Origin of the sequence: Micromonospora profundi (assembly GCF_011927785.1) — a bacterium.
Taxonomy (GTDB): Bacteria; Actinomycetota; Actinomycetes; order Mycobacteriales; family Micromonosporaceae; genus Micromonospora; species Micromonospora profundi.
Window position 1 is genome coordinate 1,733,684 of the sequence record NZ_JAATJK010000001.1, and the last position, 15,112, is coordinate 1,748,795.

At 69.0% G+C, this 15,112-nt stretch carries 13 protein-coding genes; 7 read left to right on the top strand and 6 right to left on the bottom strand.

Annotation, left to right across the window (positions count from 1 at the left end):
* Positions 1-53: 53 nt before the first annotated feature.
* The 5 genes from F4558_RS07440 to F4558_RS07460 form a co-directional block, all read right to left on the bottom strand.
* Positions 54-1,124, bottom strand: a complete 1,071-nt coding sequence (locus F4558_RS07440; RefSeq protein WP_167943614.1) for an extracellular solute-binding protein — start codon at positions 1,122-1,124, stop codon at positions 54-56.
* Positions 1,125-1,283: 159 nt separating this feature from the next.
* Positions 1,284-2,420 (bottom strand): ABC transporter ATP-binding protein, encoded by a 1,137-nt coding sequence (locus F4558_RS07445; protein ID WP_167943615.1) that lies wholly within the window; start codon positions 2,418-2,420, stop codon positions 1,284-1,286.
* 8 nt (positions 2,421-2,428) lie between these two features.
* Entirely contained in the window at positions 2,429-3,298 is an 870-nt protein-coding gene (locus tag F4558_RS07450; protein WP_167943616.1) for an ABC transporter permease, read from the bottom strand.
* Complete coding sequence (locus F4558_RS07455) at positions 3,295-4,161, bottom strand: ABC transporter permease (protein ID WP_053656944.1); 867 nt, start codon at positions 4,159-4,161, stop codon at positions 3,295-3,297. The genes F4558_RS07450 and F4558_RS07455 overlap by 4 nt, the downstream gene beginning before the upstream one ends.
* Positions 4,162-4,212: 51 nt before the next feature.
* On the bottom strand, positions 4,213-4,998 hold the full coding sequence (locus F4558_RS07460; protein WP_053656681.1) for an IclR family transcriptional regulator: 786 nt from the start codon (positions 4,996-4,998) through the stop codon (positions 4,213-4,215).
* A gap of 238 nt (positions 4,999-5,236) precedes the next feature.
* Here F4558_RS07460 and F4558_RS07465 point away from each other — a divergent pair, with 238 nt between their 5' ends.
* From F4558_RS07465 to F4558_RS07495, 7 genes are read left to right on the top strand one after another with little or no spacing between them, the layout of a single operon-like run.
* Positions 5,237-6,157 carry a DUF6282 family protein gene (locus F4558_RS07465; protein ID WP_053656683.1) on the top strand — a complete coding sequence of 307 codons (921 nt, stop codon included), beginning with the start codon at positions 5,237-5,239 and terminating at the stop codon, positions 6,155-6,157.
* Positions 6,157-7,098 carry a 3,5-dioxohexanoate:acetyl-CoA acetone transferase gene (gene kce, locus F4558_RS07470; protein ID WP_053656685.1) on the top strand — a complete coding sequence of 314 codons (942 nt, stop codon included), beginning with the start codon at positions 6,157-6,159 and terminating at the stop codon, positions 7,096-7,098. The genes F4558_RS07465 and kce overlap by 1 nt, the downstream gene beginning before the upstream one ends.
* The gene (locus F4558_RS07475) at positions 7,095-8,006 is read left to right on the top strand and encodes a cupin domain-containing protein (RefSeq protein WP_167943617.1); all 912 of its coding nucleotides are present in this window, start codon (positions 7,095-7,097) and stop codon (positions 8,004-8,006) included. The genes kce and F4558_RS07475 overlap by 4 nt, the downstream gene beginning before the upstream one ends.
* Positions 8,003-8,806, top strand: a complete 804-nt coding sequence (locus F4558_RS07480; RefSeq protein WP_209273215.1) for an HpcH/HpaI aldolase family protein — start codon at positions 8,003-8,005, stop codon at positions 8,804-8,806. Before F4558_RS07475 ends, F4558_RS07480 begins: the two co-directional genes overlap by 4 nt.
* Complete coding sequence (locus F4558_RS07485) at positions 8,803-9,576, top strand: SDR family NAD(P)-dependent oxidoreductase (protein ID WP_053656689.1); 774 nt, start codon at positions 8,803-8,805, stop codon at positions 9,574-9,576. Before F4558_RS07480 ends, F4558_RS07485 begins: the two co-directional genes overlap by 4 nt.
* A complete protein-coding gene (locus tag F4558_RS07490; RefSeq protein ID WP_167943618.1) occupies positions 9,569-10,807 on the top strand; it encodes an iron-containing alcohol dehydrogenase in 1,239 nt (412 codons plus the stop codon). The genes F4558_RS07485 and F4558_RS07490 overlap by 8 nt, the downstream gene beginning before the upstream one ends.
* Positions 10,804-12,231 (top strand): NAD-dependent succinate-semialdehyde dehydrogenase, encoded by a 1,428-nt coding sequence (locus F4558_RS07495; protein ID WP_053656693.1) that lies wholly within the window; start codon positions 10,804-10,806, stop codon positions 12,229-12,231. Before F4558_RS07490 ends, F4558_RS07495 begins: the two co-directional genes overlap by 4 nt.
* Before the next feature lie 76 nt (positions 12,232-12,307).
* On the opposite strand, the gene F4558_RS07500 is transcribed toward F4558_RS07495, so the two are convergent.
* A complete protein-coding gene (locus tag F4558_RS07500) occupies positions 12,308-14,896 on the bottom strand; it encodes a nuclear transport factor 2 family protein (RefSeq protein WP_231640087.1) in 2,589 nt (862 codons plus the stop codon).
* Positions 14,897-15,112: the final 216 nt, after the last annotated feature.

Here is a 15,112-nt window from a genome sequence, read left to right on the forward strand (position 1 = left end):
GTAGTTCACAGAGGGAACGTTCAGGTTTCAGTGTGACCCGTGGGGGAGTGGCGTCATCCGGCCAACCAATTGGTGAGCTTCGTCGTCACCTCGTTGAAGTTGGTGGCGTACCAGCCGACGTCCTGAAGGACCGTTTCGCCGGTATTGGCGGGGCCGTAGACCTCTACCTTCTTGGCGTTCTGCGAGAGGTTCGACTTGGCGGCGAGGTTCACCGGCGCGGTGCCGAGGGCCTCGGAGATGCCGGCGACGGCTTCGGGGCTCACCACCGTCGGCAGGAACCGTTGTGCGGCCTGGACGTTCGCCGAGCCCTTCGGGACCGCGAAGGCGTTGATGGAGGCGACCGTCACGTCCCAGACGACCGTGACGTCGGTGCCCTCGTCCATCAGCGGTACGAGTCGCGAGTCCGCAAGGAGAAACATGTCGACCTGCTTCGATCCGACCGCCTGTTGCAGCGCGCCGACGTTCGGGGCGAACGTCGTGACGTCGCGGATGCTGTCGAGCTTCTTGAGCGAGCGGTCGACGTCTAGCGGGTAGAGGTCCTTCGGGGCCACGCCGTCGGCCAGCAGCGGATATTCAAGGATGCCGTTCTGGATGTTGGTGAGGATGCCGCGCCGGCCGGGGAACTTCTGGATGTCGAAGAAGTCAGCGATCGTCTTCGGCGCCTTGCTGGCGTCCGGGAACGCCTCGGTGCGATAGGCGAACGGTGACGCGTTGATGAAGTTGCCGATGTAGCACTCGCCGATGGTGCCCTCGACGAGGTCCTTCTTGTCGACAGCGGAGAAGTCGAGCTTCTCGAAGAGGGTCCCGCAGTTCTGGGTGGCGGCCGCCGGGGCGACCGCCACCACGTCCCACAGCACGGAGTTGCTCTGCACCTGGGCCTTCACCTGGGCGACGTCCGGCGGTGAGGAATTGACGAATGTGACGTTGGGGTTCGCGGCCGTGTAGGGCTTCTGGTAGTGCTGGATCATCGCCTCCTGGCCGACCCCGCCGTACGCGACGAACGTCAGTTTGACCGGGCCGTCCGGGTCTGTCGCAGAGGCCGTCTCGCCGCCACAGGCGGCCAGCAGGGCCACGGCGGTGATCGCGCTGATGGTCGCGAGACCGCGACTAGTTCTGGTCACCATCGTCACTTCCTTCGGTATAGGTCCGTACGCGAGCCTGATTGTTCAAAGTGCGGTTCATGACTTCGTAATATGAACGCTAAGCGAGGGTGACGTGGCTGTGCAAGGGCCGTTCAGGCACGATGTTTGGAATACGTCGACTCTTGTTCACGTAGTGAACGATCAGACGGCTACGACACGTTGCTTCTCGATCCGCCACCAGGCGACGATCGGCTGGCCGACGCTCAGGTCCGTCTGCATGGCGTCGAACCTCGCGCGCCCCACCGTCCCGCCGCGGCCCAGCGAAAGCGCGGCCGTGCGGTAGGAACCCATGTAGCCGATGTCCCGGATGGTCGCGGCCACCGAGTTCGCCCCGGCCGGCGCCGCGCCACCGTCGGTGACGATGTGGACGTCCTCCGGCCGCACCACAAGGGCGACCTGCCCGCCGGCGCTCGCCCGGGACGACACGGTGCGGGAGTCGAGAGCCCAGACGTTGTCCTCCCACACCACGGTGTCGTCGGCGCTGCCGGACAGTTGGAAGACGTTCGAGTCGCCGAGGAAACGCGCGGTGAAGAGGGTCTCCGGTGCCTCGTAGAGTGATTCCGGCGTGCCCACCTGCTCGATGCGGCCTTCGTTGAAGAGCGCGATGCGGTCCGACAGGTTCATCGCCTCCTCCTGGTCGTGGGTGACGAACACGAACGTCGACCCCACCTCGCGGTGGATCCGTTGGATCTCCAGCTGCAACGAGGACCGCAGGTTGCGATCCAGCGCCCCCAGCGGCTCGTCGAGGAGCAGCGCTGTCGGGCCGAAGACGATGGCGCGGGCGAGCGCGACCCGCTGCTGCTGGCCGCCGGACAGCTGGGCGGGATAGTTGTCGTCCCGGCCGGTCAGCTGGACCAGTTCGAGCACCTCGGCGACCTTGCGCGCCGTCTCGGCCCTGGACACCCGGCGTTCGCGCAGCGGATAGGCGACGTTCTGCGCGACAGTCATGTGCGGAAAGAGCGCGTAGTTCTGGAAGAGCATCCCCAGGTTGCGCTTGTGCGGGGGAAGCGCGCTGACATCGGCCCCGTTGAACGAGATCGTCCCCGCGGTGAGCGTCTCGAACCCCGCTATCAGGTTGAGCGTCGTCGTCTTGCCGGAGCCACTGGGCCCGAGCAGCGTCATGAACTCGCCAGGTTCGATGGTGAGCGAGACGTCCGCGACGGCGGGAACCGCCAGGCCGTAGTCCTTTGTCACACCGTTGAGGCGGATCTGCGTACCGGCCCGCGGCGCAACGGATTCGGGCGCGGGCGCGACAGTGGGGGACGGCGTTGCAGGCATGCGTACTCCTAACGGGTCTTTCCTCGGCTACCCACGAACTGCAGGACGAGGCAGATGATGGTGACCGCGGTGACCACGAGGCTGGATGACGCGGCGATCGTCGGGTCGATCTCGACGGTGACGCTGTTGTACATCTGCACGGGCAGCGTCTGGAACAGCGGAGAGCGCAGGAAGAGGGCGATGACGACCTCGTCGAACGACGTCACGAACGCGAAGATGGCGCCCGTGATGATGCCCCTGCTGATCAGCGGCATCGTCACGCGCAGTAAGGTGCGGTGCGGTGGGGCGCCAAGTGACGCCGACGCGCGCAGCAGCTTCGGGTCGAACCCGCCGAGCGCGCTCGTGACCGACACCAGCACGAACGGCACGGCTATCGCGGCGTGCGCGAGCACGTAGCCGGTGATGGTCCCGACGAGCTGCCACTTCAGGAAGGAGATGTAGACAGCCACCGCGATGACGATCGCCGGCGTGACGATCGAGATCATCAGTACGGTCCGCGCGAAACGCGCCAGCCGCCCGGTCAGGTTGTGCAGGCCCAGCGCGGCGGCTGTCCCCACCACTGTCGCGAGCGTTGCCGAGAGCACTGCCACAAGCACCGAGTTGCGCAGCGAGGTCAGCCACACCGGGTTGGTGAAGAAGTTCTCGTACAGCTTGAGCGAGAAACCCTTCGGCGGGAACTGGAACGTCGACGCGGAGCTGAAGCTCATCGGGATGACGATGAGGGTGGGGAGGATGAAGTACAGCCCGACGAGGATCACGATGGCGGTCAGCCACCACGGGATCGGGTCCACCCCCCGTGCGCGTCGGCGGGTGCGGCGCGGGCGGGGCGCCGTCGTCTCGCCCGCCTCCGTCTGGATGTCACGCAACGCGCGGGTCATGGCTGATCCTTCGTACGAGTGGCGGCGACGACGCCGATAGCCGAGATGGTGCCTCCGAGGCGGTTCGCCCAGGCGACGAGCACGAGGGTGACGACGAGCACGAGCATCCCCAGCGCGCTGGCACCGGCGAAGTCGAGGAGCTGGGTCGTGCGCTGGCCGAGCAGTTGGGCGACGAGCGACTGCTGCGGCGAGCCGAGCAGGGCCGGCGTGACGTAGAAGCCGAGGCTCAGGGTGAAGACGAGGATCAGCCCGGCCACGACGCCGCCGCGCGACAGCGGCCAGTACACCTTCCAGAAGGCCCTGAGGGGATGCGAGCCGAGCCCGCGCGCGGCCAGCAGCAGTCGCCTGTCGATGCCGCTGAGCGCACTGAACAGGGGCAGCACCATGAACGGGAGCAGTACCTGGCTCATGGCGATCGTCACCCCGCCGACCGTCCCGTACAGGACGATGTCCAGGCCGAACTGCTCCAGGAACGAGTGCACCGGACCGTTGCGCTGCAAGATGATGATCCACGCGAAGTTGCGGGCCATCACCGACGTCCAGAACGGGATCAGGACGATCACCAGGAGGACGCCGCGCAGTCGCGGTCCGACCCGGGTCATGAGGTACGCGTACGGGTAGCCGAGCAGGAAGGCGATGACGGTGACCATTGCCGCCGTCATCGCGGTGCGGGCGAGCACCCGCAGCGTCACCCCGTCGGTGAACAGCGTCTGGTAGTGCTGGATCGTCCAGTCCGGACTTCCGGCGCTGCGGACGAGGCTCTGGCCGAGTGGGACGAGCAGGATCACGGTGATCAGTGCGAACGCCGGCACGAGCAGGAGCCACTGCGGGCTCGGGGTGCGCCGCCTCGCGGGACCTGGCATCTTCACGTCCGCCTTCCGCCCGTCATCCCGGGCTCGTGTGTCCTGCATGGGTCAGCTCGCAACCAGCGAGCCAAGGGTCTGCGCCGCCTGCTCGAGCGCGTGGACGCGCTCGGTCGACTGGTCCGCGGGGCGCAACATCGCTGTCGTGCCGAGAAGCGCCATCGCGGCCTGGACGTTGCGGGTGGCGAAGACGGGTACCGCCACCGACACGAAGCCCTCCCGGTCGAGGTCGGCCCAGGCGACCCGGTGGCGCCGTACGTCGACAAGCGCGTGCCGCTCCACTGCGGCCTCGGTCGGGGTGAGCCGCTCGTGTGCGCGGGCCACAGCGGCCGGGTCGGACTGGAATGCCAGGAGGACGCGGGTCTGCGCCGCCCTGTGTTCGAGCACGGTGCCGACGCGCACGGTGAGCACGATTGTTGCCTGGTTGGCCTCCTCGACGAGCGTCACCACAGCGCCTGACCGCCCGAGGAAACTCAGCACCGAGGTGAGCCCGGTCCCGTCCGAGAGCTGACGCATGACCGCGGGCGCGAGGGTGAGGATCTGCTGGCGCACCGACACCAGCGCGGAGAGCTGGTCGAGCAGTGGTCCCGGTCCGAATGCGGTGTTGAGGAACCCGGCACGCTGCAACGACTGGAGATACCGGTGCGCTGTCGTCCGGTTCAGGCCGAGCCTGTCTGACACGAGCGCCGGCGTGAGGCTGCCGGTGTCCTGGTCGAGGAGCGCGAGCACGCTCGCGGCGCGATCGATCGACTGGATGGTGGCCGTCCGGGACGGACCGGCGGGGAGGTCCTGCCTGCCGGTGCGGCGTGCGCGATGGCCGTGACGCTCGCCGCTCATCTCACACCGCCTCCGGGAGTCACGTCGGGCATGTGTCGTGCATGTGTCCGTGCTGTGTCGCAAGTAGAGCAGTCGAAAGTTCATAGGGCAACCCTCAACTTCGTATTGTGAACAGCCGTCGGTGCCTCCGGGTGGTCTGGAGTGCGCTCGGGGCTGTGGACACACATGAGCGTGATCCGTATATTGAACTTTCATTACGCATCCCGAACACGCACCACCGACTCAAGGAGGTACTCGCATGTCCGTCGCCGAGGAGACGCGCACGCCGACGCCCGGGCTGCTCAAGGTGCTGGACGGCGCCGTCGACCTCCATTGCCACTCCGGTCCGAGCCCTTTCCCCCGCCGCTTCGACCACGTGGAAGCGTCGTACGACGCGGCCCGGATCAACATGCGCGCCATCCTGTGCAAGTCGCACCACCACAACACCGTGATGGATCTGCTCGCCATGCGAACGCAGCTGGCGAACGCGCCGACGCCCATGTACGGCGGGGTGGCCCTCAACTCCGAGGTCGGCGGCGTCAACCCGTCGGCGGTCGCGGTGGCGATCAACATGGGTGGCCGCTGCGTGTGGGGGCCGACCGTGTCGGCGGGTCAGCACATCCGCGCCCACAGCCACGACGACGGTTTCCCGAGCGCCACAGGCAACCTCTACGAATCCGAGGTGTCGATCTTCAACGCCGCCGGTGACGTGTCCGAGGAGGCGGACCTCGTCACCCGCCTGGTCGCCGACGCCGGAATCCTGCTGACCGGGGGCCACCTTGACGGCGAGTCGATGTCCGCCTACTTCAAGACGGCAAGCGCGAACGGGGTCAAGCGCATCCTGCTGCACCACCCCGACTTCATCGTCGACGTCTCCGAACCCGACATCGAGACGATGCTCGGCTACGGCGCGTTCGTCGAGCACGAGCTCTCGATGTACCACCCACAGGTGCCCGCACCCCGCTGGCCCATCGAGCGACTCGTCGACTGGATCAACAAGATCGGCCCGGAGCGCACAGTGCTCGACTCGGACCTCGGTCAGCAGGGCAACCCGCTCCCTGTCGACGCGTACATCCTGATCGTCCAGCAGTTGCTCGACCACGGCATCTCCGCCGCCGCCATCCGCCAGATGATCTGCCGCAACACCGCCTACCTGCTCGGTCTCGAGGAGACCAACTGATGCGTACGGCTGAGAAGGTCATCATCACCACGGCGGTGACAGGCTCGGTGAACGTTCCCTCGCAGAGCCCTCACCTGCCGCTGTCGGCGGCGGACGTGGCGCAGGCCGCAGTCGAGGCGGTGGAGGCCGGCTCGGCAATCGTGCACATCCACGCCCGGCATCCGGACGGGCGGCCCGCCTTCGAACCCGAGATCTTCGAGCAGATCATCCCGCGCATCACCGAACGCACCGACGCCGTCATCAACATCACCACCGGCGGTTCGTCGGCGATGACGATGGAGCAGCGGCTCGCGGCGGCAGTCCGGTTCCGCCCCGAACTCGCCTCCATGAACATGGGGTCGATGAACTTCGTGTACTCCGGGATCGCCGACAGGGTGACCGAGTGGCGGTACGCGTGGGAGAAGCCCTACGTGCTCAACACCTACTCCCAGCCGTTCGTCAACACGTTCGACCGCATCGAGCACACGCTGCGCACGCTCGGCGCGAACGGAACCCGGTTCGAGTACGAGTGCTACGACATCGGTCACCTGTACTCGCTCGCCCACTTCGTCGACCGGGGCCTGGCCACGCCGCCGCTGCTGATCCAAGGTGTCTTCGGCATCCTGGGCGGCATCGGCGCCGACCACGAGAACCTCGAACACATGGTGCGCATCGCCGACAAGCTGTTCGGCGACGACTACTCGTTCTCCGCGTTCGCAGCGGGGCGGGACCAGATGCAGTTCGGCACGCACAGCGCCTGGCTCGGCGGGCACGTGCGGGTGGGCCTGGAAGACAGCCTCTGGATCGGCAAGGGGCGGCTCGCCGAGAGCAACGCGCAGCAGGTCCGCAAGATCCGCGATGTGATCGAGGACCTCGGCAAGGAGATCGCCACGCCAGCCGATGCCCGCGCGCTGCTCGCGCTGCGCGGCATCGAAACCGCCGAAGGGAGCCCACGCGCATGAGTACGTATGCCGCAGACGACATCCGGTCGCGCCTGACGACCTCGACCCCCACCCGGGCGGTGGACGTGTCCACGCCCATCAGGCCCGCGCAGTGGATCGAGTTCCACTCCTTCACCCCGACGGTGGTCGGGCCGAACGGCAGCAGGACCTGGATCGCCCGCGCCGCCAACCTGGTGATCGCCTACACCGAGGCCAGGGCGGGCGACGTGTTCGCCCGCGCCGCGCAACCGGACGAGTACGCGGTCCTCATGTACTCGTCCAGCGCCCCCGTCACGGTGTCCACCGCCGGCCGTACGGAGTCGGTGTCCGAGGAGGCGTTCGTCGTCGTACCGCCGGGCGACAGCGAGATCCGCGTCGACGGCGACGGCACACTCATCCGGCTGTTCTCCAACCGGGCCGAGGACCTGTGCGCGAGTGCTGTCAACGCCGCGGCGTACGCCGAACCCGACGAGCGGGTGGCTCCACTTGCGCCCTGGCCCGACCCGGTCGGCGGGTTCGCGCTGCGCGTCTACCGGTTGGCGGACACACCGATCGCCGAGGGCCGGTTCGGTCGCATCTTCCGCACCACCAACCTCATGGTCAATTTCCTCGCCGAGGAGCCGAAGCCCCGCGACGTCCGCAAGTTGTCGCCGCACCACCACGACGACTTCGAGCAGGTCTCACTGGCCGTCAAGGGCCGTTTCATGCACCACATCCGCTACCCGTGGGGCCCGGACTCGACGCGCTGGCGGCCCGACGAGAGCCGTGAGATCGCCACCCCGTCGATCTGTGTCATCCCGCCGCCCACAGTCCACACGACCCAGGGGGTCGGCCCACACCAGCAGCTCATCGACATCTTCTCCCCGCCGCGCGAGGATTTCTCCGCCTCGGGGTGGGTGTTGAACGCCGACGACTACCCGATGCGGTGACCGGCCTGCCGGGGCAGTCGAGCCGATTCCGCGAGTCCCTCGCCGACGTCCACGCGCCGGCCCTCGGCACGTGGGTGAAGATCCCGGCGATGGAGATCATGGAGCTGGTCGCGCTTGCCGGCTTCGACTTCGCCGTCATCGACCTGGAACACTCGCCGATCACGCTGGAATCGGCGTACCAGCTCATCGGTACCGCGCTCTATCTCGGTGTCGCGCCCCTGGTCCGCGTGCCGGGCACCGACGCGGGTGTGGTGCAGCGGATGCTCGACGCGGGCGCCGAGGGCATCATGATGCCGCACGTCGACACCGTGGAGCAGGCGCGGGCGGCGGTGTCGCTCGTGCGGTTCCCGCCGCTGGGATCGCGGGGCGTCGGCGCGACGAGTCGAGCCGGCGCGTGGGGTGCCCTCCCACGGGCGGACTACCTCCGCTACGGCCAGCAGGAGGTCGTCCTCATCGCGCAGATCGAGAGCGCCGTCGCCGTGCGCAACGCGGGAGCGATCGCCGCCGTCGATGGTGTCGACGCGTTGCTCGTCGGCGCCGCGGACCTCTCGGTGAGCGAGGGTCGGACCGAATCCGACCCGGCCATCGCCGCCCTGATAGCGGTGACCATCGAGCAGGCGCGCGCGGCCGGCGTTCCGGTAGGCAACGCGGGCGGTTCCACGGTGGAGGCCGTCCGTGCGGCAGTGGACGCGGGATTCCGGTTCACGACCATGAGCAATGACGCGAGTTTGTTCGGCGCCGCCGCGAAGGCGGCCGTCGACGCGGCCAGGACCGTGACGTACGAGTTGGAGGGTCCATGACTGACGCACAGACGAACGCTGCGCCGCTGAGCGGCAAGGTCGTGCTCGTCGTCGGAGCGAGCGCGGGGATCGGCGCCGACACGGCGCGCGTCCTGGCCGCCGACGGCGCGGCGCTGATGCTCGTGGCGCGCACCGAGGGACCGCTCGCCGCGTTCGCCACCGAGCTGACCTCGGCGGGGCACGACGTCGCGTATGCGACCGGCGACGTGTCGGACGCCCGGGACGTCGCCCGGTTCGTGGACGCCACCGTCGAGCGGTTCGGCCGGCTCGACGGCGCGTTCAACAACGCGGCGATGACGCAGGCCGGCCGCCTCGACGAGGTCTCCGAACCGGACTTCGACCGGATCATGGCGGTCAACGTGAAGGGCACGTGGCTGTGCATCCGCGAGGAGGTGCGGGTCATGCGGCGACAGGGTGCGGGTTCCATCGTCAACGTGAGCAGCATCGGCGGGATGCGCGGCAGCTCCGGCATGGGCGCCTACCAGGCCACCAAGCACGCCGTCATCGGCTTGACCCGCACCGCCGCCCACGATTTCGGCCCGCTCGGCATCAGGGTGAACGTCATCGCGCCCGGCCCCACCGAGACCCCCATGCTCGCCAAGACCCGGCTGGCCATCCCCGGCGGTGTGGAGGCGCGGGTCGCCGCCACGCCGCTGCGCAAGGTGGGAACCGGAACCGAGGTCGGTGCCACGGCGGCATTCCTGCTCAGCGACCGGGCCAGTCACCTCAGCGGCGTCGTGCTGCCCGTCGACGGCGGTTTCAGTGCCTGACCCGGGAAACTGCACCGTCGGGACCCTCCGGCTCCCCGCGCAGGTGCACTTCGGGTACGGCGCGCGGGCGCAACTGCCGGAGGCCGTCGGTGTCCACGGCCGGCGGGTGCTCGCCGTCGTCGACCCGTTCCTCGTGCGGACCCCGTTCCTCGACGACACCGTCGGCGCGCTCACCGCGGCCGGGCTCGACGTGCGCGTCTACTCCGACATCACACCGGAGTTGCCCGTCGACACCCTGGACACCGCCGCCGCGACGGCCCGGGCGTACGGCGCCGACGTCATCCTCGCGATCGGCGGCGGAAGCGCGCTCGACGCGGCCAAACTGATCGCGCTGCTCTGCGCCCACGGCGGCCCGCTCAGCCGGTACTACGGCGAGAACCTCGTGCCCGGCCCGGTGGTCCCGATCGTGGCGGTGCCGACGACGGCCGGCACCGGCTCGGAGGTGACACCCGTGGCCGTCGTGTCGGACCCGACGCGGGACCTCAAGGTGGGCATCTCCAGCCCGTTCCTGGTGCCGGTAGCGGCCATCGTCGACCCGGAGCTCACCATCGGGTCGCCCGCGACGGTGACCGCGTACGCCGGCATCGACGCGCTCGTGCACGCTGTCGAGTCGTACACGGCACGGCCCTTCGACCTCGACTGGTCCGCTCGCCTGCCGGTGTTCACAGGTCGCAACGCCCTCGTCGACGGCATCGCGCTGCGCGCCGCGGGGCACCTCGGCCCGTGGCTGCCGCTGGCCGTGCGGGAGCCCACCGATCGGCGTGCGCGCCAGGAGGTCGCCATGGGCGCGCTGCTCGGGGGGATCGCGTTCGGCTCGACCGGCACCCACCTGTGTCACGCCCTGCAATACCCGATCGGCGCGCTCACCAGGACCCCCCACGGGCTCGGCACGGGCCTGATGCTCCCGTACGTCCTCGACGCTCTGCGCGTCGATGCCGACGTCGCCGAGCGGACCGCGACGCTCGGCGCCGCGATCGAGGGGATCCCGCCCGGTGAGGCCTCCGCCGAGCGGACCGTCGCCCGGATCGCGCGGATCAACAGCGAGATCGGCGTGCCCGCGAGCCTCGCCGACATCGGCGTCGAGCGCGCGCACCTGCCGCGGCTGGCCGACCTGGCACTCGGTTCGACACGCCTGATCGCGATAGCCCCTGTCGCGCCGTCGCGGGAGCTGCTGCTAGACATCCTCGAACGCGCCCACGCGGGAGCCCTGGCGGATCGGAGTGCCAAATGACCCTGCACGCGGACCTGTTCATCGACGGGCAGTGGCGGGCCGGCTCGGACGGTGAGCGTTTTGACGTCGTCGACCCCGCCGACCTGTCGACAATCGCCCGCTTCGCCGTCGCCTCGGAGCAGGACTGCATGGACGCCGTCGACGCTGCGGCCGCCGCGCAGGACGGCTGGGCGGCGACCGCTCCGCGCGAGCGCGGCGAGCTGCTCCGCGCCGCCTACGAGATCCTCACCGCCGAGGTCGAGGTCTTCGCCGAACTCATGGTCCGCGAGAACGGCAAGTCCTGGGCGGACGCGATCGGGGAGGCCACCTACGCGAAGGAGTTCTTCCGCTGGTTCGCCGAGGAGGCAGTGCGTGTGCCGGGCGACTACCGGCTCTCGCCCGCAGGCGACAAGCGGATCATCGTGGACCGGCAGCCGATCGGTGTCTCGCTGCTCATCACCCCGTGGAACTTCCCGGCAGCCATGGCGACCCGCAAGCTCGGCCCCGCGCTCGCCGCGGGGTGCACGACGATCCTCAAGCCCGCCCGGGAGACACCTCTCACGGCGGCGTACGTCGTCGAGGTTCTGCGCCGTGCCGGGGTTCCACGCGGCGTCGTCAACCTTGTCACACCGGTCCCGACCGGCCCACTCGTACGGCGGATGATCGATCGTCCCGAGGTCCGGAAGCTGTCGTTCACCGGCTCGACCGAGGTGGGCCGCGAGCTGCTGCACGCCTGTGCCGACAGCGTGGTGAGCGCCTCGATGGAGCTGGGCGGGAACGCGCCGGTCGTCGTGCTGCCCGGTGCCGACCTGGAGACCACAGTCGCGGGCGCCCTGCTGGCGAAGATGCGCAACGGGGGCTCGGCCTGCACCGCTGCCAATCGCTTCTACGTGCACAGCTCCGTGCACGACGAGTTCGTCGCGCGGATGGACGCCGCGCTCGCCGCCGTCTCGGTGGGTCGAGGGCTGGACCGCAGCAACGACCTCGGGGCGTTGGTCTCCGTGCACGAGCGGGACAAGGTGGCCAGCCTCGTGCGGACCGCCGTGTCGGAGGGCGCGACGCTTGTGCGCGGGGGGCAGTCGTCGGCCGACGGTGCCTTCTACGACGCGACGTTGCTCACCGACGTTGCCCACGGCTCGACGATCACCACCACCGAGATCTTCGGGCCGGTGACCGCGGTGGTCCGCTTCGACGACGTCGACGAGGCGGTCCGGATGGCGAACGACACCATCTACGGCCTCATGGCGTACGTCTTCGGCGAGGAGCGCGAGGCCATCGCCGTGGCCCGCCGGCTCGAGGCCGGGATGGTGGCTGTCAACAGAGGTGTCGTGAGCGATCCGTCCGCACCGTTCGGCGGTGTCAAGCAGAGCGGCCTCGGCCGGGAGGGCGGCTCCGAGGGGATCCTGGAGTTCCTCGAGGAGAAGTACATAGCCCTCACCGCCTGACGGCACAACGACGAACCGCACCGGGTCAGCTGAAGTTCCAGCCAACCCGGTGCGGTGTCGTCCCGGGGGAGTCAGATCAGCAGGTGCCGACCTGCTGCCACGGCCCGTTCGGCGTGCCGGGCAGTTGGTTACGCGTCCACCACTGGGCCTTCCAGAGCTTGCCGCCGTGCACGACGGTCTCGCCACCGGTGTAGACCCACGACGAGGTCCAGCTCAGGTGGGTGCCTGTCGCGCACGCCGTCGACGCGCCGACCTGCATCCACGAACCCCACGGCGAGGAACCCGGCGCCTGGTTCTGCGTCCACCACTGCGCCACGTGTGCGGCGCCACCGTGGCTGACGTAGTCACCGCCGGTGTAGACGGTGCCGGCGTCCCACGTCGGGTAGGCGGCTGTCACCGGACCGCTGGTGGCGGTCGCCGGTGGACGTCCGGCGCCGGTCGCGGTGACCTTCACCCGCAGCTCGTGCCCGACGTCGGCGTGCTGCACCGTGTAGTGCTGCCCGGTAGCTCCGCTGATCGGTTCCCCGTCGCGCAGCCACTGGTACGCGAACGACAGTCCGTCGACGTTCCAGGTGCCCGGCGTGGCGGTGAGGCGCTGCTCCCACAGTGCGGAGCCGTTGATGCCTGGCGCGACCTTGTTGAGCGCCGGCGCGTCCAGGTCCCATCCGTCGATCTGCGGCCCGGTCGGCGGCTTCTGGTAGCCGTGGGCCGTCATCCGCCAGTCGGGGCGTACCTCGCACGGAGCACAGTCGGGCCAGTAGTGCGCCGGCTCCCGCCCGGTCACCGGGTTGCGGTAGTGGAACCACATGGGCACGATCGCCGGCCAGGCGATGAACCTGCCGGTGCCGCCCTGGAAGCCCTCCCCGCGTACGCCCATCTCGCTGAGCAGGACGTCCGGGCGGTACCTGGTCACCAGGGTGCTCGGCGCCGGGTCGGGCAGGTCCGGGTTGCGCGGGTTCGCCGCCGCCCAGCCGCCGGCCCAGTTGACCGACTGCCAGTAGAACTCGTCGATGGTCAGGCTCCACACCCGCCAGATGCCGTTCTCCAGCACGAACTCGTCGTTGTACATGGCGCCGTTGAAGGTGCCCGGGTTGTTGATCGACGTACGGGGCTGAAGCAGCCGCGCCCGCAGGGTCGCCGACCGGCCGTCCTCCGACACGATCACCACGGGCTGCGGACGCCAGTGCAGGGACAGGCTGTTACGCATCGTCGACGGGTTGTTTCCGTAGACGGTGCGACCGGCCTGCGCGATGCGTTCCGGCCCGATGAAGTAGCCGGCGAACGGCGAGAGCTTGTGACCGTTGGCCGCGTGGATCTGCGACATCTCCAGGATCCGCAGATCGTCCAGATAGGCGGTGTAGGCCATCGAGACGTTCTCGGCGCCGTCGAACGCCTGCGACCGGTCCAGCCGACGCTTGAGGTCGGCGAGGTCCGTGTTCGGCGGCGCGGTCCCCGCCGGCTTCGCGCTGCGCCCGGCGACGTCGAGGAACGCCGGTACGACAGTTGCTGGCGCGGCGACGCCACCGTTGCCCCAACCGTCGGCGTAGGTGGCGACGATCAGCGGGGTGATCGCCATGTCCTTGAGCTTCCACAGCCCGCCGTCCTTGACGAACGAGTTGCGGAAAACGGAGAACTCCCACGAGGCGGCGCGGGTGTTCGCGTCACCGACCATTGCGAACTCGATGCCCCGGGCGATGGCCTCCTGCCCGTTGGGGCTCACCTCGACGATCGTGTCGAACAGCGGCCGCTCGTTGAGGATGCCCTGGGAGAGGTTTTCCGGCCCCATCCGCTCCATGGCCTGACGGACGCCACTGCTGCCCTGGTAGGCGCCGACGCCGTCGATCCGGACAGTGCCGTCGGAGGTGAAGAGGTCGACGACGTCGGACCACATGCGACGGTCGACGTAGTAGCCGTAGGCGTGCTGGAGGTTGCGGACCGCGTCCTCGTCGTTGAGCCGGCTGATCCGGGCCGCCAACTCGCCGACGGTGGCAGTCGTGGCCGGCGCCGCGCCCGTCGGCGGCGGGATCGGTACGCCTGCCTCGTCGGGGGTGAAGTGGTAGGGAACGATCGGCAGCGCGCCGCCGACGTTGCGCCAGCCGGTGGCGTACGCGCCGGCGTACTGCGGGTAGTAGCGGAGAAGCTCGATCTGCCAGCGGCCGTCCCTGAGGACGTACTCGTTCTCGTAGATTCCGCCCTCGATCCGCGCCTGACCCTCGCCGTCACCCAGGAAACGCAGGCCCGACCAGCGGCCCTTGGCGGTGGTGCCGTCGGCCGAGAGGTTCACCAGAGGCTGGTCGATGACAACTGTGTGCAGCGAGCCTGGCCGGATGCCGTCCATGCCGCCGGCGTCTGCTTCGAGCCACGCCGCGATCGCCGAACGACCGGCCGTCGTCTGATCCCCCCACTGCAACGTGCCGTCGGTGGCGAACAGTTCGGCCATCTCCGACCACCGCCCGAACTGGGCCAGGTGGGTGTACGCGCGTTGGACGTCCTTGACCTCGCGCAGGGACTCGACCCGTTCGACATCCCGGGCCAGCGTGTTGATCGTCGTCGACACCGCCACGTTCGTGGTCGTGCCCTGGGTTTGTGCCGATGCTGCCGGTGGGTTGATGGCCACCCCGGCTATCAGGAGTAGCGCTGTGGCCACACTTGTCACACGTCTCATGCTCACGCCCCTATCCGTTGCCGTTGCCGTTGATTCGCGGAGCCCTCGGGCGAGGGTGTCGGGCAGATTCGCGCCACCGTCCCGGGCGGCAGGCGATGCCGCGAAACGTAACTGAAATGTTCGTCATACGCTAGATCGATTTCGATGGACGAACATTTGGGCGGCGAGGCGGCGCACTTTCGGCGGTTCGGGCAGCGCGCAGGGCTGATCAGGCGA

Coding starts and splice junctions, on each gene's coding strand:
- F4558_RS07455 (WP_053656944.1), bottom strand. CDS start 4,161: ATGCCAGGTCCCGCGAGGCGGCGCACCCCGAGCCCGCAGTGGCTCCTG.
- F4558_RS07465 (WP_053656683.1), top strand. CDS start 5,237: ATGTCCGTCGCCGAGGAGACGCGCACGCCGACGCCCGGGCTGCTCAAG.
- F4558_RS07500 (WP_231640087.1), bottom strand. CDS start 14,896: ATGAGACGTGTGACAAGTGTGGCCACAGCGCTACTCCTGATAGCCGGG.
- kce (WP_053656685.1), top strand. CDS start 6,157: ATGCGTACGGCTGAGAAGGTCATCATCACCACGGCGGTGACAGGCTCG.
- F4558_RS07460 (WP_053656681.1), bottom strand. CDS start 4,998: ATGAGCGGCGAGCGTCACGGCCATCGCGCACGCCGCACCGGCAGGCAG.
- F4558_RS07485 (WP_053656689.1), top strand. CDS start 8,803: ATGACTGACGCACAGACGAACGCTGCGCCGCTGAGCGGCAAGGTCGTG.
- F4558_RS07445 (WP_167943615.1), bottom strand. CDS start 2,420: ATGCCTGCAACGCCGTCCCCCACTGTCGCGCCCGCGCCCGAATCCGTT.
- F4558_RS07475 (WP_167943617.1), top strand. CDS start 7,095: ATGAGTACGTATGCCGCAGACGACATCCGGTCGCGCCTGACGACCTCG.
- F4558_RS07440 (WP_167943614.1), bottom strand. CDS start 1,124: ATGGTGACCAGAACTAGTCGCGGTCTCGCGACCATCAGCGCGATCACC.
- F4558_RS07450 (WP_167943616.1), bottom strand. CDS start 3,298: ATGACCCGCGCGTTGCGTGACATCCAGACGGAGGCGGGCGAGACGACG.
- F4558_RS07495 (WP_053656693.1), top strand. CDS start 10,804: ATGACCCTGCACGCGGACCTGTTCATCGACGGGCAGTGGCGGGCCGGC.